Source organism: Streptomyces sp. NBC_00344 (assembly GCF_036088315.1).
Lineage (GTDB): Bacteria > Actinomycetota > Actinomycetes > Streptomycetales > Streptomycetaceae > Streptomyces.
Window position 1 is genome coordinate 5,288,898 of the sequence record NZ_CP107996.1, and the last position, 21,502, is coordinate 5,310,399.

The window sequence follows — 21,502 nt, forward strand, 5'->3', positions numbered from 1 at the left end:
CGCGGTAAATGCCTCTTAAAGATGCATGAGACCGCAGGGGATCAGAGGCCAGGAATCCGGCCATTGCGGAACAGGTCGACGAAGATCTGGTGATCGGCCCGGGCCCGGGCGCCGTAGGTGTGCGCGAATTCCACCAGCAGCTTCGCGAAGCCCGCCTCGTCGGCGGCGATCGCCGCGTCGATGGCCCGCTCGGTGGAGAACGGCACCAGGGAGTGCCCGCTCTCGTCGTCCGCCGCCGCGTGCATGGTGGCCGTGGCCCTTCCGAGGTCGGCGACGACCGCTGCGATCTCCTCGGGGTCGTCGATGTCCGACCAGTCCAGGTCCACCGCGTACGGAGAGACCTCCGCCACCAGCTGTCCGGCCCCGTCCAGCTCGGTCCAGCCGAGCCACGGGTCGGCGGCGGCCTGCAGAGCCCGCTGGGAGATCACCGTGCGGTGACCCTCGTGCTGGAAGTACCCACGGACCGCAGGATCCGCGATGTGCCGGGAGACCGCCGGGGTCTGCGCCTGCTTCATGTAGATGATCACATCGTTCTCGAGGGCGTCGCTGTGGCCCTCGAGCAGAATGTTGTACGAGGGCAGCCCCGCCGAACCGATCCCGATGCCCCGGCGGCCCACCACGTCCTTGACCCGGTAGGAATCGGGGCGTCCCAGACTGCTGTCGGGCAGTGTCTCGAGATAGCCGTCGAAGGCGGCGAGGATCTTGTACCGGGTGGCGGCGTCCAGTTCGATCGAGCCCCCGCCGGAGCTGAAACGGCGCTCGTAGTCCCGGATCTCGGTCATCGAGTCGAGCAGGGAGAAGCGGGTGCGCGCCCGGGCCGAACGGAGCGCGCCGAGCAGGGCGCCGTCGGCGGTGTCCAGCATGAAGGGCGGTACGTCGTCGTCCTTGGCGCCGGTGGCCAGCACATGGATGCGTTCGCGGTAGGCAGCCGCGTAGATCTGCACCAGTTCGGTGATCTGGTCGTCGCTCAGCGCCTTGGCGTGGCCCACCAGCGCGAGGGAGGCGGCGAAGCGCTGCACGTCCCAGGTGAACGGCCCCACATAGGCCTCGTCGAAGTCGTTGACATTGAAGATCAGCCGGCCGTTGGCGTCCATATAGGTGCCGAAGTTCTCCGCGTGCAGATCGCCGTGCACCCAGACCCGGCTGGTGCGCTCGTCGAGGTAGGGGCCGCTGTCCGTGCTGTCCCGGAGGTCCTCGTAGAAGAGGCAGGCCGTCCCGCGGTAGAAGGCGAAGGCTGATGCGGCCATCTTCCGGAACTTGACCCTGAAGGCCGCCGGGTCGGCGGCCAGGAGCTCGCCGAACGCGGTGCCGAACACGGCGAGTATCTGTTCGCCACGCTGCTCGGCGCTGGGCTGCGGGACCGACATCGCGGGGTGCCTCCTGGTACATGACAAATGGGACAGGCGTTCTGCCCGGCTCAACGCACGAAGGTACCCGTGAGTGCCCTCCGGTTGTCAGTCGCCCGACGTAGACTTCCACGCTGTTCCCCCGCACCACTCACCACTCGTTCAGCCACTCGTCTCGCCGGAGGCCCCCACCGTGACCAAGCCGCCCTTCACGCACCTCCACGTCCACACGCAGTACTCCATGCTGGACGGTGCCGCGCGGCTCAAGGACATGTTCAACGCGTGCAACGAGATGGGGATGTCGCACATCGCCATGTCCGACCACGGCAACCTCCACGGGGCGTACGACTTCTTCCACACGGCGCAGAAGTCGGGCGTCACGCCGATCATCGGCATCGAGGCGTATGTCGCACCGGAATCGCGGCGGAACAAGCGCAAGGTCAAGTGGGGCCAGCCACACCAGAAGCGCGACGATGTGTCCGGTTCGGGCGGTTACACGCACAAGACGATCTGGGCGGCGAACAGCACGGGGCTGCACAACCTCTTCAAGCTCTCGTCGGACGCCTACGCCGAGGGATGGCTGACGAAGTGGCCGCGCATGGACAAGGAGACGATCTCCCAGTGGTCCGACGGCCTGATCGCCTCCACCGGCTGTCCATCGGGCGAGGTGCAGACCCGGCTGCGGCTCGGCCAGTTCGACGAGGCGCTGCAGGCGGCATCCGACTACCGGGACATCTTCGGTGAGGGCCGCTATTTCCTGGAGCTGATGGACCACGGCATCGAGATCGAACGCCGGGTCCGCGAGGGCCTGCTGGAGATCGGCAAGAAGCTCGGCATCCCGCCGCTGGTGACCAACGACTCGCACTACACGTACGCCCACGAGGCGAGCGCGCATGACGCCCTGCTCTGCATCCAGACGGGCAAGAACCTCTCGGACCCGGACCGCTTCCGCTTCGACGGCACCGGCTACTACCTCAAGTCCACCGACGAGATGTACGCCATCGACTCGTCGGACGCCTGGCAGCAGGGCTGCGCCAACACGCTCCTGGTCGCGGAGCAGATCGACACCACCGGCATGTTCGAGAAGCGCGATCTGATGCCGAAGTTCGACATCCCGGACGGCTTCACCGAGATCACCTGGTTCCAGGAGGAGGTCCGGGTCGGCATGGAGCGCCGCTACCCGGCAGGTGTGCCCGACGACCGCCAGAAGCAGGCGGAGTACGAGATGGACATCATCATCCAGATGGGGTTCCCGGGATACTTCCTCGTCGTCGCCGACTTCATCATGTGGGCCAAGAACAACGGCATCGCGGTCGGCCCCGGCCGTGGCTCGGCGGCCGGCTCGATCGTCGCCTATGCCATGGGTATCACCGACCTCGACCCGATCACGCACGGGCTGATCTTCGAGCGGTTCCTCAACCCCGAGCGCGTCTCCATGCCCGATGTCGACATCGACTTCGACGAGCGCAGGCGCGTCGAAGTGATCCGGTACGTGACCGAGAAGTACGGCGCCGACAAGGTCGCCATGATCGGCACCTACGGAAAGATCAAGGCCAAGAACGCGATCAAGGACTCGGCACGCGTCCTGGGCTATCCGTACGCGATGGGCGACCGTCTCACCAAGGCGATGCCCGCCGACGTCCTCGGCAAGGGGATCGATCTCAGCGGTATCACCGACCCGAAGCACCCGCGCTACAACGAGGCGGGCGAGATCCGGGGGATGTACGAGAACGAACCGGACGTGAAGAAGGTCATCGACACCGCCAAGGGCGTCGAGGGCCTGGTCCGGCAGATGGGTGTGCACGCGGCCGGCGTGATCATGTCCAGCGAACCCATCGTCGACCACGCCCCGGTCTGGGTCAGGCACACCGACAACGTCACCATCACGCAGTGGGACTACCCGCAGTGCGAGTCGCTCGGCCTGCTGAAGATGGACTTCCTGGGTCTGCGCAACCTCACGATCATGGACGACGCGGTCAAGATGGTGAGGGCCAACAAGGGCATCGATCTGGAGATGCTGTCCCTCCCGCTGGACGACCCGAAGACCTTCGAACTGCTCTGCCGGGGTGACACGCTCGGGGTGTTCCAGTTCGACGGCGGCCCGATGCGCTCCCTGCTCCGCCAGATGCAGCCCGACAACTTCGAGGACATTTCCGCCGTCTCGGCCCTCTACCGGCCGGGCCCGATGGGCATGAACTCGCACACCAACTACGCGGAACGCAAGAACAACCGCCAGGACATCACCCCGATCCACCCGGAGCTGGAGGAGCCCCTCAAGGAGGTCCTCGGCCTCACCTACGGCCTGATCGTGTACCAGGAGCAGGTGCAGAAGGCCGCTCAGATCGTCGCCGGTTACTCGCTCGGCGAGGCCGACATCCTGCGCCGGGTGATGGGCAAGAAGAAGGCTGACGAGCTGGAGAAGAACTTCGTTCTCTTCCAGGCCGGTGCCAAGAAGAACAACTTCTCCGATGCGGCGATCAAGGCACTCTGGGACGTCCTCGTGCCCTTCGCCGGATACGCCTTCAACAAGGCGCACTCCTCCGCGTACGGCCTCGTCACCTACTGGACCGCCTACCTCAAGGCGAACTACCCGGCCGAGTACATGGCCGCGCTGCTCACCTCGGTGCGCGACGACAAGGACAAGTCCGCGATCTACCTCAACGAGTGCCGGCGCATGGGCATCAAGGTGCTGCCGCCCAACGTGAACGAATCGGAGGCCAACTTCGCCGCCCAGGGCGACGACGTGATCCTCTTCGGCCTCACCGCGGTCCGCAACGTCGGTACCAACGTGGTGGAGTCGATCATCCGCTCGCGCAAGGCCAAGGGGAAGTACAGCTCCTTCCCCGACTACCTCGACAAGGTCGAGGCGGCGGCCTGCAACAAGCGCACCACGGAATCGCTCATCAAGGCGGGTGCCTTCGACGAGATGGGGCACACCCGCAAGGGGCTCACCGCGCATTTCGAGCCGATGATCGACAACGTGGTCGCGGTCAAGCGCAAGGAGGCCGAGGGGCAGTTCGATCTCTTCGGCGGCGGCGAGGAGGAGAGCAGCGAGCCGGGCTTCGGGCTGGACGTCGAGTTCTCCGACATCGAATGGGAGAAGTCCTATCTGCTCGCCCAGGAACGGGAGATGCTCGGGCTCTATGTGTCCGACCACCCGCTCTTCGGCCTGGAACACGTCCTTTCCGACAAGAGCGACGCGGCCATCGCCCAGTTGACCGGAGGTGAGCACTCGGACGGCGCCGTGGTCACCATCGGCGGGATCATCTCGGGCCTGCAGCGCAAGATGACCAAACAGGGCAACGCCTGGGCGATCGCCACCGTCGAGGATCTCGCGGGCTCCATCGAGTGCATGTTCTTCCCCGCGACCTACCAGCTGGTCTCGACCCAGCTGGTCGAGGACACCGTGGTCTTCGTCAAGGGACGCCTCGACAAGCGGGAGGACATCCCACGGCTCGTCGCCATGGAGATGCAGGTCCCGGACCTCTCGTCGGCCGGCACCAACGCACCGGTGACGATCACCATCCCCACCGTGAAGGTCACACCGCCGATGGTCAGCAGGCTCGGCGAGATCCTCTCCCACCACCGCGGCAATTCCGAGGTGCGGATCAAGCTCCAGGGAGCCCGGAAGACCACGGTCCTCCGGCTCGACCGCCACCGGGTACAGCCGGATCCGGCTCTCTTCGGTGATCTGAAGGTGCTGCTCGGCCCTGCCTGCCTGGCAGGCTGATCAACCCGGGCCGGCCGGCCCCCTGTAACCCCTCGAGGGCGCGCCGTGCACGGCGCGCCCCTCGAATGCATTGCGGCTGGGGTCAGTTGTGACCGAAGCGCCGCTGGTGCTTACGCGCAACATCAGCCGGGCTGCCCTGCGGCATGGACTGGGGCTGTGTCTGGTTCTGCGACTCGAAGGAGCTGGACTGCGCGTCCTGCTGACCGCGCTCCGCGGCGGAGGAGCGATCGTGCTGGCTGTCCTGCTTGTTCCGGTTCTTGTGCTTGGCCATGGGGTGCCTCCTTGAGGGGGACTAGGGGCCAGGGCCGCTGCCAGACTCACATACCGAGCATACCGCCGCATTTTGGATCATTACCGTGCGTAATAAGGCCTTGTGCCAGGCAACTTCGCCGCAACTTCACGCTGCGCCACGCCGATGATCGAGTTCCGGCCGATAACCCTCATGCGGTCGGGCAGACTCGAAGGAAGCCCGAAAAGACTTCCCCTTCTCCCGAGGTACCCGAAAGAGGGTGGATCGCGTGGACCGCTGCGTAGTCCTGGTGGACGCCGGATACCTGCTGGGCGCCGCCGCGAGTCTGCTCGCCGGGGAGCCCGCCCGCTCCCGCATCACCGTCGATCACGCCGCTCTCATCCAGGGCCTGCGGGAACGGGCCGAGGACGACACGCAGCAGCCCCTGCTCCGGATCTACTGGTTCGACGGCGCCCCCGACCGGGTGCCGCAGCCGGAGCACCGCAGGCTGCGGGTGATGCCGCGGGTGACCGTACGGCTGGGAGCGCTGACCCGCAGCGACGGCCGCTGGGCGCAGAAGGGTGTCGACGCCGCGATGCACGCGGAGCTGACCGAGCTGGCCAGAAATCGCGCCTGCTCCGACATCGTGCTCGTCACAGGGGACGGGGATCTGCTCCCCGGTCTGATGTCCGCCAAGGAGCACGGGGTCGCGGTTCACCTCTGGGCGGTGCAGGCCGCCGACGGCGACTACAACCAGTCGGAGGACCTGGTCGCCGAGGCCGACGAGCGCAGGGTCCTTGACCGGACCTGGATCACCAAGGCCGTGCGCGCCAAGGATCTCGGCGGGGTCTGCGCACCTCCGCCGGTGCCCCGTCCGGAAATCGCCGCGATCCTCTCGGCGCCGCTTCCGGAGTCCGCGCTCGCCGCGTCCGCGGAACGCGCCGCCCGGGCAGCAGGCCTGCACGAAGGCCCGGCGCCGGCCGGGACGGCGGAGGCGCCGGCCGACGCGGAGCGGGAGCACACCGCGGGCAAGGGGGTGCCCACCCCCAAGGACCTCGCCGGGCTGCGGACCCACGGCCCCCAGCCCGTCGCCCCGCACCCGGCGAGCGCGACGCTGCGCTGGTCGTCCGAGCGCGGCTGGGTCGAGCGGCCCGGCGGGCAGGCGGGCGAGCCGCCGGAGACCGCTTCGCTGCCCACGCTGGCCCAGCTGACCAGCGCGGAGCAGCGGTGGGCGGACCGCGAGGAGGACATCACCACGGTCGGCGGCGACCCCTTCGAGGTCGGTCAGGTCTTCGCCCGGCGGTGGATGGAGCGGCTGCCTGAGCCCGGACACGTGCAGAAGCTTTCGGCGATGTATCCGCGGATTCCGCACCGCATCGACGGAGAGTTGCTGCGGTACGCGGCCCGGTTCGGGCTGCTCGCGCACAAGGACGACCAGATCGACGAGCACGACCGCTATGCGATCCGGGCAGGGTTCTGGCGGGAGATCGATGTGCGGGCAGCGGCGGACCGCCCGGCGGCGGGGGAGTAGCGGCAGCGTGTCACCGCGGGGCGAAACGCCCCCGGCGGCACCGGAAGTGGTTGAACCCCGTAGGCTCGTACCTCGTGAGTACGGGCAATGTGTGCGTGGTGCGCGATCTGGTGAAGACGTACCCCGCCACGCGCGGCAGGCGCGGGACTCCCGCCACGGCCGAGGTGCGGGCCACCGACGGGATCTCGCTCTCGGTACGCCGCGGTGAGATCTTCGGGCTGCTCGGGCCCAACGGTGCGGGCAAATCCACCCTGGTCCGGCAGCTCACCGGGCTGATGCGGCCGGATTCGGGAAGTGTCGAGGTCCTCGGCCATGATCTGGTGCGGCATCCGGAGCGGGCCGCACGGCTGCTCGGCTACCTGGGACAGGAGTCCACCGCCCTCGACGAACTGACCGTCGCGCTCGCCGCCGAGACCACCGGAAGGCTCCGCGGTCTCTCGGTACGGGACGCGCGGCGGGAGCGGGACGCGGTGGTCGACGAGCTCGGGCTGGGTGAGATCTCCGGGCGGGCGCTGAAGAAGCTCTCCGGCGGGCAGCGGCGTCTTGCCTGCTTCGCCACGACGCTGGTCGGCGAACGGGCGGTCCTGGTACTGGACGAGCCCACCACCGGGATGGACCCGGTCGCCCGGCGCGCGGTGTGGGCGGCGGTCGACCGGCGCCGGGCCGAACGAGGGACGACCGTACTGCTCGTCACCCACAACGTCATCGAGGCCGAGACCGTACTGGACCGGGTGGCGGTGATCGAACGCGGCCGGGTGATCGCCTGCGACACCCCGGCCGGACTGAAGGCGGAGATCGCCGGTGAGGTGCGGGTAGAGCTCGTCTGGCGGGAACGGGCGCCGATCGGCCTTCCCGAGGTCGCGGCGCTGCGCGAGTCCGCCCAGGAATCCGGCCGCCGCTGGGTGCTGCGGCTGGCCCCCGACGCGGCACGTGCGGCTGTCGCCACCGTGACCGGTGGACCCGCCTTCGCCGCACTCGACGACTTCACGCTGTCCACGCCGAGCCTCGAGGACGTCTATCTGGCGCTCGGCGGCCGTACGAAGGGGCTGGTGAAGGCGTGACCGCCGTGATCCCCTCCGGGACGGTGACGAAGGCGGCGCACGGCGAGCCCGACAGCGGTGCGGCGCCCCTCGCGCCCCGTGCCCGGCTGCTGCCCGCGCTGGCCGCCGTCTACCGGGCTCAGCTGTCCAGGGCCCGGGTGTCCCGTATTCCGCTGCTGTTCGTGGCCACCTTCCAGTCGGTCGGGATCATGATCCTGATGCGCGGAGTCGTCGACGGCGGCGACGAGGCCCGCGCCGTGGTGGCGGGCTCCTCCGTCCTGGTCGTCGCGTTCGTCGCGCTCAACCTGCTCGCCCAGTACTTCGGCTCGCTGCGGGCGAGCGGAGGTCTCGATCACTACGCCACGCTGCCGGTGCCGCCGGCATCGGTGGTGCTGGGCACGGCCGGGGCGTATGCCTCCTTCACCGTCCCCGGCACCGTCGTCACCGCGGTGGCCGGCTCGGTGCTGTTTCAGCTGCCACTGACACATCTGTGGGTGCTCGCAGCGGTGATCCCGCTGGCAGGGGCGGCGCTGGCCGGGCTCGGCGCAGCGCTCGGCCTGCTCGCACCGCGCCAGGAACTCGCCACCCTACTAGGACAGTTGGGCATGTCCGCCGCCCTGCTCCTCGGCGTGCTGCCGGCCGGCCGACTGCCCGAGCCGATCGTCTGGGCCCGCGATCTGCTGCCGTCGACGTACGGCGTGGAGGCCCTGGCCCGCACCTTCGCCGCCCGCCCCGACTGGTCGGCCGTCGCTTTCGATCTGGCGGTCTGCACGGCTGTCGGAGTGGCCTCGCTGGCCGTCGCCACCTGGGCGTACCGCCGGGCGGCAGTCCGGTGAGGCGGCGCACAGGACGGCCTGGCACGATGGCAGGGTGACCGCACCGCTGACACCTCCTCACCAGCCGCAGCCCGAACACGACCCGTGGCAGAAGAGCCCATCGGGCGCCACCCCCTGGCCGGGCACGGCCGAGGAGAGCGGCCCCGGGATGCGGGCGGAAGTGATCCAGGCGGCGCTCGTCGTGCTGCTGGTCACGGTGGCGGGGGTGCTCCTCGGCCTGCTGTGGGTGTGGCTCGCCCCTCGCGTCCCGCTGGTCTCCGACGGCTCGACCGTCTTCCTCAAGGACTCCGAGGGGGAGGAGGCGATCGGCGCGGACGGAGTGTTCGCCCTGCTGGGTCTCGCCTTCGGCCTGGTGAGCGCGCTCGCCGTGTTCCTCTTCCGCAGGCGTGGTGGGGTGCCGCTGGTGATCGCCCTCGCGGTGGGCGGTCTGCTCGGCTCCCTGGTCGCCTGGGGTCTCGGCGTCTGGCTCGGCCCGACGGACGATGTGGTCGCCGCGGCGCAGCACGCGGGGAAGGGCGTCCCCTTCGACGCGCCACTGAAGCTGGCGGCGAAGGGCGCTCTGCTGGCCTGGCCGGTCGCGGCCATGCTGGTGCACCTCGGAGTCACAGCGGTCTTCGGCCCCCGGGACCCCGAGCCGGTGTGGGGCGCCGGGGACTACGGCATGGCGTCGCATCCGCTGCCGTCCGGGCCTGGCGACCGTCCGCAGGACGGGCCGGGGGCCTGAGGGCTGTCCGGACGAACGATCCCGGCGGCCTACGCCCGCCCGATCGGCGCCATCGCGGCCGCGGTGAGCCCGGCCAGATCACCCGGCGCCAGCTCGACCTCCAGACCCCGACGTCCCGCCGAGACACAGATCGTGGGATGCGCGGAAGCCGACGCGTCCAGCACCGTGCGCAGCCGTCTGCGCTGGCCCAGCGGTGAGATGCCGCCGCGCACGTATCCGGTGGCACGCTCGGCAGCCGCCGGGTCCGCCATCCCGGCGCGTTTGCCGCCCACCGCGGCGGCCAGGGCCTTGAGGTCGAGGGAGCCGGAGACAGGCACGACGGCGACCGTCAGTTCGCCGTCGACCTCGGCCAGCAGCGTCTTGAAGACCCGGTCGGGGGTGACGCCGAGCGCCGTGGCCGCCTCCTCACCGTAGGACGCCGCAGCGGGGTCGTGCTCATAGGCATGCAGGGTGTACGCGGTACCTGCCGCGGTCAGCGCGACGGTGGCGGGGGTGCCGCCCGGCTGCTTCTTCGGCTTCTTCGCCACGGGGGGCTGCTCCTTGTGCGGGCCTGGGGTACGCGTCAGTTGAGATTCGTCGGGGCGCGTGTCAGCTCGGTGGCGGGCAGCGAGGGAAGATGGCGGATCACCGCGGTCTCCGCCCGCAGCAGGGCGAGTTCCTCCCGCAGGCGGGTCTCGACGTCGGCCGCCTCGAGCAGCCGCTGCCTCGCGGGTACGTCCAGAACGACGGCGGCCGCGACGAGATACGAGACAACCGACGGCTCGTCCGGCAGATCCGCGCCGGTCGACAGCGAACGCTCGCGCGCTCCCGCCAGCCGCTTCTGGTAGGTGCGGAAGGCACGCAGCACACCTTCGGCGAGCGCGGTGGCCTCGTCGCCGGGGTCCTCGGCGAGCTCCTCGACCTCGGCCGTCAGATACGGCCCGCTCGCTTCCACCGAGCGGATCCTGACCCGGGCGGTGCCGGTCGCCAGTACCTCGAAGCTGCCGTCGTCGCGCTCGCGGATCGTCGCGGCGTCCGCGATGCAGCCCACTTCGTGGAAGGACCGCAGCGGGTCGTCGCCGAATCCGGCGGCCGGGCCCGGCTCGGGCGCCGGTGTGCCGTCCGGCAGACCGGGCGCGGTCGGGGCGACCTCGTGGCCGTCCCGGATGGCGACCACGGCGAAGCGACGGGGCTCGGCCTCGTCGTCCACCTTCAGCAGGTCGCGCATCATGGCGCGATAACGCTCCTCGAAGATGTTCAGCGGCAGCACGAGGCCCGGGAACAGAACCGAGTTCAGCGGGAAGAGAGGGAGGCGCGCGGTGGTCACAGCGGTCAAGCGTAATGGCCGTCGGCCCGGGTGTGCTCCGCCCTGCCGTACACCGGCCGCCCCGGAGCGGCCCGCAGCCGTGCGCCGGCCCGCAGTTCCAGGAACCGGCCCAGCGGATCGTCGTTCAGCTGCGCCCACGGGAACGACGTCACATACGGGCCGATCAGCCGGAACTGCTCCAGTGCCTCGGTCCACCGCTCGCGGCTGACCAGCACGTACACCAGCAGGTTCCGCATCTCCGCCGGCCAGATGTCGCCGGCCGGATATCCGGAGGACAGCGCGATCGCCCGGTCGGCCGCGGCGTCCATCCGCTCCCGCGCGATGGCCAGATGGCCGCCGCTGAGGAGGTAGGCGAAGGCGGCACGCACCGGCAGCGCCTGGATCAGCGAGTCCGGCTGTGCGTCGTCGGCGGCCTGCTCGGCGAAGTCGAAGCACTCGCGGTGCGAGCCGTACCACTGGGCCGAGAGGTACTGGAGGGCCGCGACATGGCAGCCGTAGTGCCGGGACGAGCGGTGGAGTGCCTGCTCCCAGAGGGTTTCGAAGGCGGTGTGCGGGGCGTGCACACCCCGGGCGTGGTCCAGCGCTATCCGCCAGGGCACCGGGTCGTGCGGGTCGCCGGCGGCGGCCGCGTCGATCAGCGGACCGACCTCCCGCAGCCGCTCGGCGCGCGCGGGCGAGTCCCAGGCCTTGAGCACCGCGAGCTGGGCCTTGAGCAACCGGGCGTCCGGGTCGTAGGGGGCCGCCGCCAGCCAGTCCGAGAGCCAGTCCTCACGGCTGAGGGTGAAGGCGGCGAGCCGTGCGGTGTAGCGGTCCCGGTCCTCCCACTCGGCCGCGTCGCGGGTGGTGGCGAGGAGCTTGGCGGCCGGTTCGTACTCCCCGTTCGCCGCGGCGACGAGCGCGGGGGCCAGCCGCTCGTCGGGGACGTCGAGGAGTACCTCGTTGTCGAAGGGCAGCCCGGCGGCAGGCTGTGGCCTGGGCCGCAGCCTGCGCGCGGTGCCGATCAGGGAGCGAAGGTAAGACATGGTGCGGACCATTGAAAACCGCAGGTGAGGAGGGCGCCAGGGGCAAGCTGTGAAGAGTTCGTATCGGCCGTGATGGTTGTACGGCACACAGTCAAGGGGCGGTAAAGACGTGGGTCAACTCCCGGAAGAATCAGCGCTTCCCGGGGTGTCCCGCTACCCTCTGCGCAGCAGCCGGGAGGCCCCGGCCGCGATAGTGGTGGCGAGGATCCAGCCGAGCAGGACCAGCGACGCGGCCACCCACTGCCAGCCGCCGGAGAGTTTCCAGTAGCCGTCCTGGCCGAGATTGATCACCGGAATCAGTAGATCCAGGGCATACAGGGCGGCGTTCCACTGCGGATGCTCGTCCGCGTTCATCGCCGCCGGGTCGTAGCGCGAGAACGCCACGGTGCCCGCCGCCCACAGCACCGCCATCCACAGCGCGGCCCGCCCGGGCCGGTAGCCGTAGGCCACGGTCCAGTCCTGGAGGTAGCCCCACAGTTTCGCGGCCAGCGGGAGTGTCTCGCGTCGTCTGCGCTGTTTGGCCAGCAGCACCTCGCGGGCATCGGCGTCCTCGCCGCTGTTGCGCAGCACCGAGGCCAGCCGCTCATAGGGTTCGGGGGCGTATTCCGGGGTGGCCGCCGTCACCCATTCCAGCCTGCGGTCCAGCGGGAAGTGGCCGACCGGGACCAGATTCTCGTAGCTGAAGCCGCCCATGGCGAGGCCGCCGGGGCCGGGCCAGCTGGTCGACATGTCGACCAGATTGACCACCTTGGCGCCGGAGAGAACCACGCGGCCCTGGTCGGGGCGCTCCCCGAGGAAGCGCAGTTCCGGGGTCTGGATCCGGCGCAGCGAGAGTTCCTGCTCGCCCTGCATCCGGAATTTCGCGCTCCGGAGATCCACGGCATCGCCGAAGCGCCCGTCGTCCAGCCGGACCCCGCCGTTGCATTCGAACGGCTGGAGCCGGGTGCCGAACCGCGGAGTGGTCCCCGTTCCGTACGGGGGTGTGGCCCCGGTGCCGGCGCCGTCGGGGGCCACCCCGGCGGCCGTCAGGTACAGCGTGCGCTCCACCGTGAGCTGGGGCGCGTTCAGTGCCCGGCGGCCGCCGGGGTTGAGCAGCCTGCTGCCGTTGAGGCTCAGTGAGACGCCGATCCGCGCCGCGCGGAGACTCACCTCGCCGTGCGACTCGATCATCTCGGCTTGCAGGTCCTGGCCGACCGTCAGTCCGTCCGCGGCGATCGAACGCCCCATCCGGTCCGGATGCACCACCAGCATGTTGAGCAGCAGATCGGTGCCGATCTGAGCGTCGGTGAGACGGATGCCGCGTGCCACATGGCAGCGGGGCAGATGCAGGTCACCCTCCGTGTGCAGCCGGGCCGCCTCCAGGCGCGGAAGGGCGCAGCCGACCATCCGGACCGTGTTCACCCGGCACTCGGGCATCACTACTTCGTTCTCGAAACGGCAGTCGTTCAGCTCCATGTACGGCTCGACGGTGCCGCCCGCGAGGTCGAGCGTGCCGCTGATCTGCACGCCTCTCAGCTTGAGTGCGGCGACCCGCCCGGCGAGCGCCTGCGGACCGTCGAGCAGCAGCAGCGCGACCACCCGGGCGCGGACGGTGCGCTCGGGCCCCCAGGCGCGCGTGGAGAGCGGATCGTCGAGTACCGGATTGCGAGTGCGAAGATCGTAGGTGCTGCCGTTGCGGAAGGCCTGCCACATGCCGACTTCGGCACCGGTCAGCCAGTCGGGCGCATCGTCGTCGTGCTGCGCCTCGGTCACTGCCGCCCCTTCCTGCCCATGAGTGATGGACTGAACGCTAATGGTCACGAGAGGCGTCCGTGGCGTGTATCAGCCACTGATACGGGCGACCGGTGGCCCCGGCCGGTCTGAGAGAATTGGCCCCGTGATCTCACGAATCGATCTGCGCGGCGACGCCCTCCCCGAGGGCGGCGCGCTGCGCGACCTGCTGCCCCGTGCCGACTTCGACGTACAGGCCGCCCTGGAAAAGGTCCGGCCCATCTGCGAGGACGTGCATCATCGCGGCGACGCGGCGCTGGTCGAGTACGCGGAGAAATTCGACGGTGTGCAGCTCGCACGGGTGCGGGTGCCCGCCGAGGCGCTGAGTGCCGCACTCGCACAGCTCGATCCGGAGGTCAGGGCGGCACTCGAGGAGTCCATCCGCCGCGCCAGGCTGGTGCACCGCGCCCAGCGCCGCAGCGACCACACCACCCAGGTCGTCCCCGGCGGCCAGGTCACCGAGAAATGGGTGCCGGTCGGGCGGGTGGGGCTCTATGCCCCGGGCGGACGTTCCGTGTACCCGTCCTCGGTGATCATGAACGTGGTCCCCGCCCAGGAGGCCGGCGTCGAGTCGATCGCCCTCGCATCCCCCGCGCAGAAGGAGTCGGGCGGCCTGCCGCACCCGACGATCCTGGCGGCCTGCGCGCTGCTCGGCGTCGACGAGGTGTACGCGGCCGGCGGGGCAACCGCCGTCGCGATGTTCGCGTACGGCACAGAGTCCTGCGCCCCGGCGGACATGGTCACCGGCCCCGGCAACATCTGGGTCGCCGCGGCCAAGCGGTACTTCACCGGCCGCATCGGCATCGACACCGAAGCGGGCCCCACCGAGATCGCGGTTCTCGCCGACTCCACCGCTGACCCGGCGCATGTCGCGGCGGACCTGATCAGCCAGGCCGAGCACGACCCGCTGGCGGCCGCAGTGCTGGTCACCGACTCCCCGGAGCTCGCCGACGCGGTCGAGAGGGAACTGGTCCCGCAGATCGCCGCGACCAAGCACGTCGAGGACCGGATCGTCCCGGCACTCCAGGGCAAGCAGTCCGCGATCGTCCTGGTCGAGTCCATTGACGACGGCCTGAAGGTCGTCGACGCGTACGGCGCCGAACACCTGGAGATCCAGACCGCCGACGCCGCCGCGGTGGCCGACCGGGTACGCAACGCCGGAGCGGTCTTCGTCGGCCCCTGGGCCCCGGTCTCGCTCGGTGACTACTGCGCGGGCTCCAACCACGTCCTGCCGACCGGTGGCTGCGCCTGCCACTCGTCCGGCCTCTCGGTCCAGTCGTTCCTGCGCGGCATCCATGTCGTGGACTACACCCGCGACGCGCTCGCCGAGGTCACCCACCACGTGGTGACGCTCGCCGACGCCGAGGATCTGCCCGCGCACGGCGCCGCAATGAGGGCGCGCTTCGACTGGAAGGTGCCGAACGCATGACACACCCCGACCCGACCGGCTCCGTGACCGGCCCCCGCGTGGCGGACACCGGTGCGGCACGTATCGACGATCTGCCGGTACGGGAGGAGCTGCGCGGCAAGTCCCCCTACGGCGCGCCCCAGCTGGATGTCGCCGTACGGCTGAACACCAACGAGAACCCGTACCCGCTGCCCGATGTGCTGGTCGAACGCATCACCGAACGGGTACGGGAGGCGGCCCGCTCCCTCAACCGCTACCCCGACCGGGACGCGGTCGAGCTGCGTACCGAACTCGCCAGGTACCTCAGCCGCACCGCCGGGCACCACGTCTCCACGGCCCATGTGTGGGCGGCGAACGGTTCGAACGAGGTCATCCAGCAGCTGCTGCAGACCTTCGGCGGGCCAGGACGCACCGCCATCGGCTTCGAACCCTCGTACTCGATGCATGCCCTGATCGCACGCGGCACCGGCACCGGCTGGATCTCCGGCCCGCGCAACGACGACTTCACCATCGACGTCGCGGCGGCCGAGCGGGCCATCGCCGAGCACAAGCCGGATGTCGTCTTCATCACCTCGCCCAACAATCCGACCGGCACGGCCGTGGACACCGAAACGGTCGTCGCGCTGTTCGACGCCGCTCAGGCGGCGGGTCCGTCGATGGTCGTGGTCGACGAGGCGTACGGCGAGTTCAGCCACGCGCCCTCGCTGCTCCCGCTGATCGAGGGCCGCCCCAACCTGGTGCTCTCCCGCACCATGTCCAAGGCCTTCGGCGCGGCGGGCCTGCGGCTCGGCTACCTCGCCGCGGACCCCGCCGTGGTGGACGCCGTCCAGCTGGTACGGCTGCCGTACCACCTGTCGTCCATCACCCAGGCCACCGCGCTCGCCGCCCTGGAGCACACCGATACCCTGCTGCAGTACGTCGAGCAGCTGAAGGCCGAACGCGACCGTCTGGTCGCCGAGCTGCGCTCCATCGGCTACGACGTCACCGCGTCGGACGCCAACTTCATCCAGTTCGGTCGCTTCGACGACGCCCGCGTCGCATGGCGGGCGATCCTCGAACACGGCGTCCTGATCAGGGACAACGGGGTTCCCGGGTGGCTGCGGGTCTCCGTGGGCACCCCGGCCGAGAACGACGCGTTCCTCGAAGCGGCACGCGCACTGCACAAGGAGATCACCGCATGACTCGCGTGGGCCGCATCGGACGTGTGGAACGCACCACCAAGGAGACCTCGGTCGTCGTCGAGATCAACCTCGACGGCACCGGCAGGGTCGATGTGTCGACAGGCGTCGGCTTCTACGACCACATGCTCGACCAGCTGGGCCGCCACGGGCTCTTCGACCTCACGGTCAAGACCGACGGCGATCTGCACATCGACTCCCACCACACCATCGAGGACACGGCGCTGGCGATCGGCGCCGCCTTCAAGCAGGCGCTGGGCGACAAGGTGGGGATCTACCGGTTCGGCAACTGCACGGTTCCGTTGGACGAGTCCCTCGCCCAGGTCACCGTGGATCTCTCCGGCCGTCCGTATCTGGTGCACACCGAGCCGGAGAACATGGCGCCGATGATCGGCTCCTACGACACGACGATGACCCGGCACATCCTGGAGTCGTTCGTCGCCCAGGCACAGATCGCGCTGCATGTGCACGTACCGTACGGACGCAACGCACACCACATCGTGGAGTGTCAGTTCAAGGCCCTGGCCCGCGCACTGCGTTACGCGTCCGAACACGACCCGCGTGCCGCGGGCATCCTTCCTTCGACCAAGGGCGCACTGTAAGCATGACTGGCCTCAACACCATCCTGATCGTCGTCGGACTGTTCCTGCTCGGCGGTGTCTACTCCTTCTACAAGCAGAAGATGCCCGCGAGCCTGCTCATCCTGCTCTCCCTCGGCTCGGTGATGTGCCTGGCCGCGGGTGTGATGCGTATCCAGGGGATCTGGTCATGAGCGCGCCCGGGACGACCGCGCGCAAGAAGGTCGTGGTCTTCGACTACGGCTTCGGCAATGTCCGATCGGCGGAGCGCGCCCTCGCCCACGTCGGTGCGGATGTCGAGATCACCCGCGACTTCGACCGGGCGATGAACGCCGACGGGCTGCTCGTGCCCGGCGTCGGAGCCTTCTCGGCCTGCATGCAGGGCCTCAAGGAGGCCCGCGGCGACTGGATCGTCGGCCGCCGGCTGGCCGGCGGCCGGCCGGTCATGGGCATCTGCGTCGGGATGCAGATCCTCTTCGAGCGCGGCATCGAGCACGGTGTGGAGACCACGGGCCTCGACGAGTGGCCCGGTACGGTCGGTCCGCTCAAGGCCGACGTCGTACCGCACATGGGGTGGAACACCGTTGAGCCCCCCGAGGACTCCGAGCTCTTCGCCGGCGTCGACCCAGGAGCGCGCTTCTACTTCGTGCACTCCTACGCGGCGCACGACTGGTCGCTGGAAGTCACCAACGCCAGGATCCGCGCCCCGCGCGTGACCTGGGCCACTCATGGCGAGCGCTTCGTGGCCGCCGTGGAGAACGGCCCGCTGAGGGCCACCCAGTTCCACCCCGAGAAGTCCGGCGACGCCGGCGCCCAGCTGCTGACCAACTGGATCGGAACCCTGTGATGTCTGCGTTGCAGAAGAAGCTCGAACTCCTCCCCGCCGTCGATGTCCGCGACGGCCAGGCGGTCCGTCTCGTCCATGGCGAGTCCGGCTCGGAGACCTCCTACGGTTCCCCGCTGGAAGCCGCACTCGCCTGGCAGCGCGCCGGCGCCGAGTGGCTGCATCTGGTGGACCTCGACGCGGCCTTCGGCACCGGCGACAACCGGCAGCTGATCTCCGAGGTGGCCGAGGCGATGGACATCAAGGTCGAGCTGTCGGGCGGCATCCGTGACGACGCCTCGCTCGCCGCCGCGCTGGCCACCGGCTGCACCCGGGTCAATCTCGGCACAGCCGCCCTGGAGAGCCCCGAATGGGTCGCCAAAATCATCGCCGAGTACGGCGACAGGATCGCCGTCGGACTCGACGTGCGGGGTACGACGCTGCGTGGCCGGGGCTGGACCCGTGACGGCGGCGACCTCTACGAGACGCTGGCCCGGCTCGACGCCGAGGGCTGCGCCCGCTATGTCGTCACCGACATCGCCAAGGACGGCACCCTTCAGGGCCCCAACCTGGAACTGCTGAAGAACGTCTGCGCCGCCACCGACAAGCCCGTCGTCGCATCGGGCGGTGTCTCCTCCCTGGACGACCTGCGGGCCATCGCCTCGCTGGTTCCCGCGGGCGTCGAGGGCGCGATCGTCGGCAAGGCGCTGTACGCGAAGGCCTTCACCCTTCAGGAGGCGCTCGAAGTGGTGTCGGTATGAGCGAAGTCCGCCGCATCACATCGGGCGGGCCGTGGGAGGAGAGCGTCGGTTACTCCCGCGCGGTGGAACTCCCGAACGGTCTGGTCCTCGTCTCCGGCTGCACCTCGATCGTCAACGGCCAGATCTCGGCCGGCGGCCCCTACGACCAGGCTGTCACCGCCTTCGGTGTCGCCATCGACGCGCTCGGGCAACTCGGTCTCGGGGCCCGGCACGTGGTCCGCACCAGGATGTACATCACCCACGCCCGGGACGTCGAGGAGGTGGGCCGCGCCCACAAGGAGCTGTTCGGCACGGTGCGCCCGGCCGCCTCGATGCTCATCGTCTCCGGCTTCATCGACCCGAGCCTGGTCGTCGAGGTCGAGGTCGACGCATATCGGGGGGACTCCGCATGACACTCGCCGTACGGGTCATCCCATGCCTCGACGTGGACAACGGCCGGGTCGTCAAGGGCGTCAACTTCCGGAATCTGCGCGACGCGGGAGACCCCGTCGAGATGGCCAAGCTCTATGACGCCGAGGGCGCCGACGAGTTGACCTTCCTCGACATCACCGCCTCGTCGGGCAATCGTGAGACGACCTACGACGTGGTGCGCCGCACCGCCGAGCAGGTCTTCATCCCGCTCACTGTCGGCGGCGGCGTACGGACCACCGAGGACGTGGACAAGCTGCTGCGGGCCGGCGCGGACAAGGTGGGTGTCAACACGGCGGCCATCGCCCGCCCGGAACTCATCCGGGAGATCGCCGAGCGCTTCGGACGCCAGGTGCTCGTCCTGTCCGTCGACGCCCGGCGCGCCGCCGACGGCTCGTTCGAGGTCACCACGCACGGCGGACGCAAGGGAACCGGCATCGACGCCGTGGAATGGGCGCACCGGGCCGCCGAACTGGGCGCGGGCGAGATCCTGCTCAACTCCATGGACGCGGACGGCACCAAGGATGGCTACGACACCGAGATGATCGCGGCGGTGCGCAGTCATGTCACCGTCCCGGTCATCGCGAGTGGCGGCGCCGGGGCCCTCGGCCACTTCCCGCCGGCCATCACCGCCGGCGCGGACGCGGTGCTCGCCGCGTCGGTCTTCCACTTCGGCGATCTGCGGATCTCCCAGGTCAAGGACACACTGCGGGGGGCCGGTCACCCGGTCAGATAGCGGCAGCCCGGTCCGCCCGCAGTGCGAAGACCGGTGTTCCGGCCGGTGCCCGGCGACAGACGAGCCGCCATGTGGAAACCGCCGACGAATACGGGGGTTTCCACCCGGTGGCTCCCCGAAGGCGGACGGGTCCGTTCCCTGTCAGGGTGCGTCGTCGTCCGTCAGGAAACCGGCGATGGACGAAGCGAACCCGGGATCGCGCACCACGGTCAGGTGGTCACCCGGCAGCACCCGCAGCAGGGCCCCGTCGACGGCGGCGGCCAGCACCTCGGGGCGGACGGCCAGCGGGTCCTTGTCCCCGGCCAGTACCAGTGCCGGAATCCTGATCCGTTCCAGTGGCATCGGCCCGCGCTGCGCCGCCCCCAAGTGGGCGACCAGCGCGGGCCGGTGTGCGCCCACCGCGTCGGCCAGCATCCGGAACGCGGCCGCCGCGGCGGGCGCGTCCGCCGGGTCGTCGACGCTCAGCGCCCGGGCCACCAGCTCCACCGGCATCGCCCTGGTGTCGAGGCCGCCGACCTCCACCACACCCGCGCCCACCCCGCCGATCACCAGCCGGGTGATACGCGGGTCGGCGGTCGCGGCGAGCAGGGCGACCACGGCGCCCATCGAGTAGCCCGCCAGATGGATCCGGCCGGCCCCCGTCAGATCGATCAGCTCGCCGACATCGCGGGCCATCACCCGCTCCCCGTAACTGCCCGGGTCCTCGGGCTTGGCGGACGAGCCGTGGCCACGGGCATCGAGGGCGAGCACCCGGCGGCCCCGGGCGACCAGTGCGTCCACCACGCCCGACGACTCCCAGTTGAGCCTGGCGTGTGCGGCGAAGCCGTGCAGCAGCAGTACCGGTGGCCGGGCGCTCTCCTCTCCCCACGCGTAGTAGCGCAGGGACAGCCCGTCGGATGTGCGCAGGGTGTGCGGCGTGTGCGGCGCAGAGGTCATGCGCACAAGGTAGGTGCGGACACCGTCCGATGCGCCGGGGGTGTGCGGGTGCACCGGCGCCCCGGACGTCCTGGCGGGTGCCCAGCACCTCGCGCCCCGCACGGGTACCTGCGGGCGCCTGTCCGCGGGAAGGCGGCTCTGTGCTCCGCCGTCCGGCTGGGCACCGGGGGAACGCGGCGCCGCCCGCGCCCGCCTCTCCTGTCACCGCGACACCGTCCTGAACCGGCTGCGCCGCTTCGAGCGGCTCACCGGACGTCCTGGCGCGCCTCGCCGACGCGGTCGAGGTCTTCCTCGCGCCCACCGCCCGCAGCCCGGCAGCTTCTCGGCGACCGGCCCGTGGCGCCCGGCCGATCCACGCACATCAAATTGCGCAAATAATATTGTGCAAGTTTTCTTTTCTGTTTACGGTGGAGGCATGGCAGACGCGCCCGGAGAACTCCGCAGGATCACCGATCTCGACACCCTGAAGGCGTTCGGGCACCCGTTGCGGATGCGCCTCTACCGCTCGCTCTACGTCGCCCGCACGGCCACCGCTTCGCACCTCGCCGAACAGGTCGACGAGGCTGTTTCGCTGGTCAGCTACCATCTGCGCAAGCTCGCCGAACACGGGCTGATCGAGCAGGCCGAGGCGCAGAGCGGCGACGGCCGCGAGCGGTGGTGGCAGGTCGTGGCACAGGGCCTCAGTTTCCACGACGAGGACTTCAGAGATGCCCCGGAGAAGGCCGCGACCCATGCCGCGGTCGGCAGGATGGCCTTCGAGCAGCACGCCGACATGTACCGCGCCCACCTGGACTCCCGGTCCGCCTGGCCGCCCGAGTGGCGCAGCGCGTCCTTCGGCAGCGAGTATCTGCCACGGCTCACCGCGCCCGAGCTCGCGGAGCTCAGCAGGGAGATGGACGCCCTGATGCGGAGATACAGCGAGATGGCCCGCCGGGCCGAGGAAGCGGGCGACACCGCCGGCCGCGAGAACGTCGCACTGCATGTGTACGGCTTCCCGTTCCGTGTCTGATCAACGGGCGGCTGCCGGGTGTCGCGCGCCTGATCCGTGGCGCGAAGGCCGATCCGCACCACAGACCCGACCGCGACCCGACCGCGGAAGGACGTGTCCGCACGCACCAACCCGTCCGCACCGGAGACCGA

At 70.0% G+C, this 21,502-nt stretch carries 21 protein-coding genes; 14 read left to right on the forward strand and 7 right to left on the reverse strand.

Annotated elements, in window-relative coordinates:
- Positions 1–41: 41 nt before the first annotated feature.
- The gene (locus tag OHS16_RS23865; protein WP_328539287.1) at positions 42–1,367 is read right to left on the reverse strand and encodes a DUF2252 domain-containing protein; all 1,326 of its coding nucleotides are present in this window, start codon (positions 1,365–1,367) and stop codon (positions 42–44) included.
- 172 nt (positions 1,368–1,539) lie between these two features.
- Here OHS16_RS23865 and dnaE point away from each other — a divergent pair, with 172 nt between their 5' ends.
- On the forward strand, positions 1,540–5,076 hold the full coding sequence (dnaE, locus tag OHS16_RS23870) for a DNA polymerase III subunit alpha (RefSeq protein WP_328539288.1): 3,537 nt from the start codon (positions 1,540–1,542) through the stop codon (positions 5,074–5,076).
- An 82-nt stretch (positions 5,077–5,158) separates the two neighbouring features.
- Here the strand turns inward: dnaE and OHS16_RS23875 are convergent, their stop codons facing one another.
- Entirely contained in the window at positions 5,159–5,347 is a 189-nt protein-coding gene (locus tag OHS16_RS23875) for a hypothetical protein (protein WP_328539289.1), read from the reverse strand.
- Positions 5,348–5,585: 238 nt separating this feature from the next.
- Between OHS16_RS23875 and OHS16_RS23880 the strand changes: the two genes are divergently transcribed.
- The 4 genes from OHS16_RS23880 to OHS16_RS23895 all read left to right on the forward strand — a co-directional run bounded on the left by OHS16_RS23880 (position 5,586) and on the right by OHS16_RS23895 (position 9,436).
- Positions 5,586–6,836 (forward strand): NYN domain-containing protein, encoded by a 1,251-nt coding sequence (locus OHS16_RS23880; protein ID WP_328539290.1) that lies wholly within the window; start codon positions 5,586–5,588, stop codon positions 6,834–6,836.
- 89 nt (positions 6,837–6,925) lie between these two features.
- Positions 6,926–7,897, forward strand: coding sequence for an ABC transporter ATP-binding protein (locus tag OHS16_RS23885; RefSeq protein WP_328540963.1), 972 nt, complete (start codon positions 6,926–6,928; stop codon positions 7,895–7,897).
- Positions 7,894–8,712 (forward strand): ABC transporter permease, encoded by an 819-nt coding sequence (locus OHS16_RS23890; protein WP_443042685.1) that lies wholly within the window; start codon positions 7,894–7,896, stop codon positions 8,710–8,712. Before OHS16_RS23885 ends, OHS16_RS23890 begins: the two co-directional genes overlap by 4 nt.
- Positions 8,713–8,746: 34 nt before the next feature.
- Positions 8,747–9,436, forward strand: coding sequence for a hypothetical protein (locus OHS16_RS23895; RefSeq protein ID WP_328539291.1), 690 nt, complete (start codon positions 8,747–8,749; stop codon positions 9,434–9,436).
- 29 nt (positions 9,437–9,465) lie between these two features.
- Here OHS16_RS23895 and ybaK read toward each other — a convergent pair whose 3' ends face one another.
- The 4 genes from ybaK to OHS16_RS23915 form a co-directional block, all read right to left on the reverse strand.
- Entirely contained in the window at positions 9,466–9,963 is a 498-nt protein-coding gene (gene ybaK, locus OHS16_RS23900) for a Cys-tRNA(Pro) deacylase (RefSeq protein WP_328539292.1), read from the reverse strand.
- A 35-nt stretch (positions 9,964–9,998) separates the two neighbouring features.
- On the reverse strand, positions 9,999–10,742 hold the full coding sequence (locus OHS16_RS23905) for an LON peptidase substrate-binding domain-containing protein (RefSeq protein WP_328539293.1): 744 nt from the start codon (positions 10,740–10,742) through the stop codon (positions 9,999–10,001).
- A gap of 5 nt (positions 10,743–10,747) precedes the next feature.
- The gene (locus tag OHS16_RS23910; protein ID WP_328539294.1) at positions 10,748–11,764 is read right to left on the reverse strand and encodes a hypothetical protein; all 1,017 of its coding nucleotides are present in this window, start codon (positions 11,762–11,764) and stop codon (positions 10,748–10,750) included.
- 153 nt (positions 11,765–11,917) lie between these two features.
- Entirely contained in the window at positions 11,918–13,456 is a 1,539-nt protein-coding gene (locus tag OHS16_RS23915; protein WP_443042789.1) for an oxidoreductase, read from the reverse strand.
- A gap of 184 nt (positions 13,457–13,640) precedes the next feature.
- Between OHS16_RS23915 and hisD the strand changes: the two genes are divergently transcribed.
- The 8 genes from hisD to hisF are packed head-to-tail and all read left to right on the forward strand — an operon-like array spanning position 13,641 to position 19,426.
- Positions 13,641–14,963 carry a histidinol dehydrogenase gene (hisD, locus tag OHS16_RS23920; protein WP_328539295.1) on the forward strand — a complete coding sequence of 441 codons (1,323 nt, stop codon included), beginning with the start codon at positions 13,641–13,643 and terminating at the stop codon, positions 14,961–14,963.
- Positions 14,960–16,123 (forward strand): histidinol-phosphate transaminase, encoded by a 1,164-nt coding sequence (locus OHS16_RS23925; RefSeq protein WP_328539296.1) that lies wholly within the window; start codon positions 14,960–14,962, stop codon positions 16,121–16,123. The genes hisD and OHS16_RS23925 overlap by 4 nt, the downstream gene beginning before the upstream one ends.
- Before the next feature lie 5 nt (positions 16,124–16,128).
- Positions 16,129–16,722: an imidazoleglycerol-phosphate dehydratase HisB gene (hisB, locus tag OHS16_RS23930; protein ID WP_328540966.1), complete on the forward strand. Its 594-nt coding sequence runs from the start codon at positions 16,129–16,131 to the stop codon at positions 16,720–16,722.
- A 2-nt stretch (positions 16,723–16,724) separates the two neighbouring features.
- Entirely contained in the window at positions 16,725–16,892 is a 168-nt protein-coding gene (locus OHS16_RS23935) for a hypothetical protein (RefSeq protein WP_328539297.1), read from the forward strand.
- The gene (gene hisH, locus OHS16_RS23940; protein WP_328539298.1) at positions 16,889–17,545 is read left to right on the forward strand and encodes an imidazole glycerol phosphate synthase subunit HisH; all 657 of its coding nucleotides are present in this window, start codon (positions 16,889–16,891) and stop codon (positions 17,543–17,545) included. The genes OHS16_RS23935 and hisH overlap by 4 nt, the downstream gene beginning before the upstream one ends.
- A complete protein-coding gene (priA, locus tag OHS16_RS23945; RefSeq protein ID WP_328539299.1) occupies positions 17,545–18,282 on the forward strand; it encodes a bifunctional 1-(5-phosphoribosyl)-5-((5-phosphoribosylamino)methylideneamino)imidazole-4-carboxamide isomerase/phosphoribosylanthranilate isomerase PriA in 738 nt (245 codons plus the stop codon). Before hisH ends, priA begins: the two co-directional genes overlap by 1 nt.
- Positions 18,279–18,674 carry a RidA family protein gene (locus OHS16_RS23950; protein WP_328539300.1) on the forward strand — a complete coding sequence of 132 codons (396 nt, stop codon included), beginning with the start codon at positions 18,279–18,281 and terminating at the stop codon, positions 18,672–18,674. The genes priA and OHS16_RS23950 overlap by 4 nt, the downstream gene beginning before the upstream one ends.
- Complete coding sequence (gene hisF, locus OHS16_RS23955; RefSeq protein ID WP_328539301.1) at positions 18,671–19,426, forward strand: imidazole glycerol phosphate synthase subunit HisF; 756 nt, start codon at positions 18,671–18,673, stop codon at positions 19,424–19,426. The genes OHS16_RS23950 and hisF overlap by 4 nt, the downstream gene beginning before the upstream one ends.
- A gap of 141 nt (positions 19,427–19,567) precedes the next feature.
- Here the strand turns inward: hisF and OHS16_RS23960 are convergent, their stop codons facing one another.
- Positions 19,568–20,362, reverse strand: coding sequence for an alpha/beta fold hydrolase (locus tag OHS16_RS23960; protein WP_328539302.1), 795 nt, complete (start codon positions 20,360–20,362; stop codon positions 19,568–19,570).
- A gap of 415 nt (positions 20,363–20,777) precedes the next feature.
- Between OHS16_RS23960 and OHS16_RS23965 the strand changes: the two genes are divergently transcribed.
- Positions 20,778–21,371 carry an ArsR/SmtB family transcription factor gene (locus OHS16_RS23965; protein ID WP_328539303.1) on the forward strand — a complete coding sequence of 198 codons (594 nt, stop codon included), beginning with the start codon at positions 20,778–20,780 and terminating at the stop codon, positions 21,369–21,371.
- Positions 21,372–21,502: the final 131 nt, after the last annotated feature.

Bases quoted from the DNA above. Each gene is read 5' to 3' on its own strand.
- OHS16_RS23965 (WP_328539303.1), top strand. From the start codon at position 20,778: ATGGCAGACGCGCCCGGAGAACTCCGCAGGATCACCGATCTCGACACC.
- OHS16_RS23875 (WP_328539289.1), bottom strand. From the start codon at position 5,347: ATGGCCAAGCACAAGAACCGGAACAAGCAGGACAGCCAGCACGATCGC.
- hisF (WP_328539301.1), top strand. From the start codon at position 18,671: ATGACACTCGCCGTACGGGTCATCCCATGCCTCGACGTGGACAACGGC.
- OHS16_RS23925 (WP_328539296.1), top strand. From the start codon at position 14,960: ATGACACACCCCGACCCGACCGGCTCCGTGACCGGCCCCCGCGTGGCG.
- OHS16_RS23910 (WP_328539294.1), bottom strand. From the start codon at position 11,764: ATGTCTTACCTTCGCTCCCTGATCGGCACCGCGCGCAGGCTGCGGCCC.
- OHS16_RS23960 (WP_328539302.1), bottom strand. From the start codon at position 20,362: ATGACCTCTGCGCCGCACACGCCGCACACCCTGCGCACATCCGACGGG.
- OHS16_RS23915 (WP_443042789.1), bottom strand. From the start codon at position 13,456: ATGTGGCAGGCCTTCCGCAACGGCAGCACCTACGATCTTCGCACTCGC.
- priA (WP_328539299.1), top strand. From the start codon at position 17,545: ATGTCTGCGTTGCAGAAGAAGCTCGAACTCCTCCCCGCCGTCGATGTC.
- hisH (WP_328539298.1), top strand. From the start codon at position 16,889: ATGAGCGCGCCCGGGACGACCGCGCGCAAGAAGGTCGTGGTCTTCGAC.
- OHS16_RS23865 (WP_328539287.1), bottom strand. From the start codon at position 1,367: ATGTCGGTCCCGCAGCCCAGCGCCGAGCAGCGTGGCGAACAGATACTC.
- OHS16_RS23950 (WP_328539300.1), top strand. From the start codon at position 18,279: ATGAGCGAAGTCCGCCGCATCACATCGGGCGGGCCGTGGGAGGAGAGC.
- OHS16_RS23935 (WP_328539297.1), top strand. From the start codon at position 16,725: ATGACTGGCCTCAACACCATCCTGATCGTCGTCGGACTGTTCCTGCTC.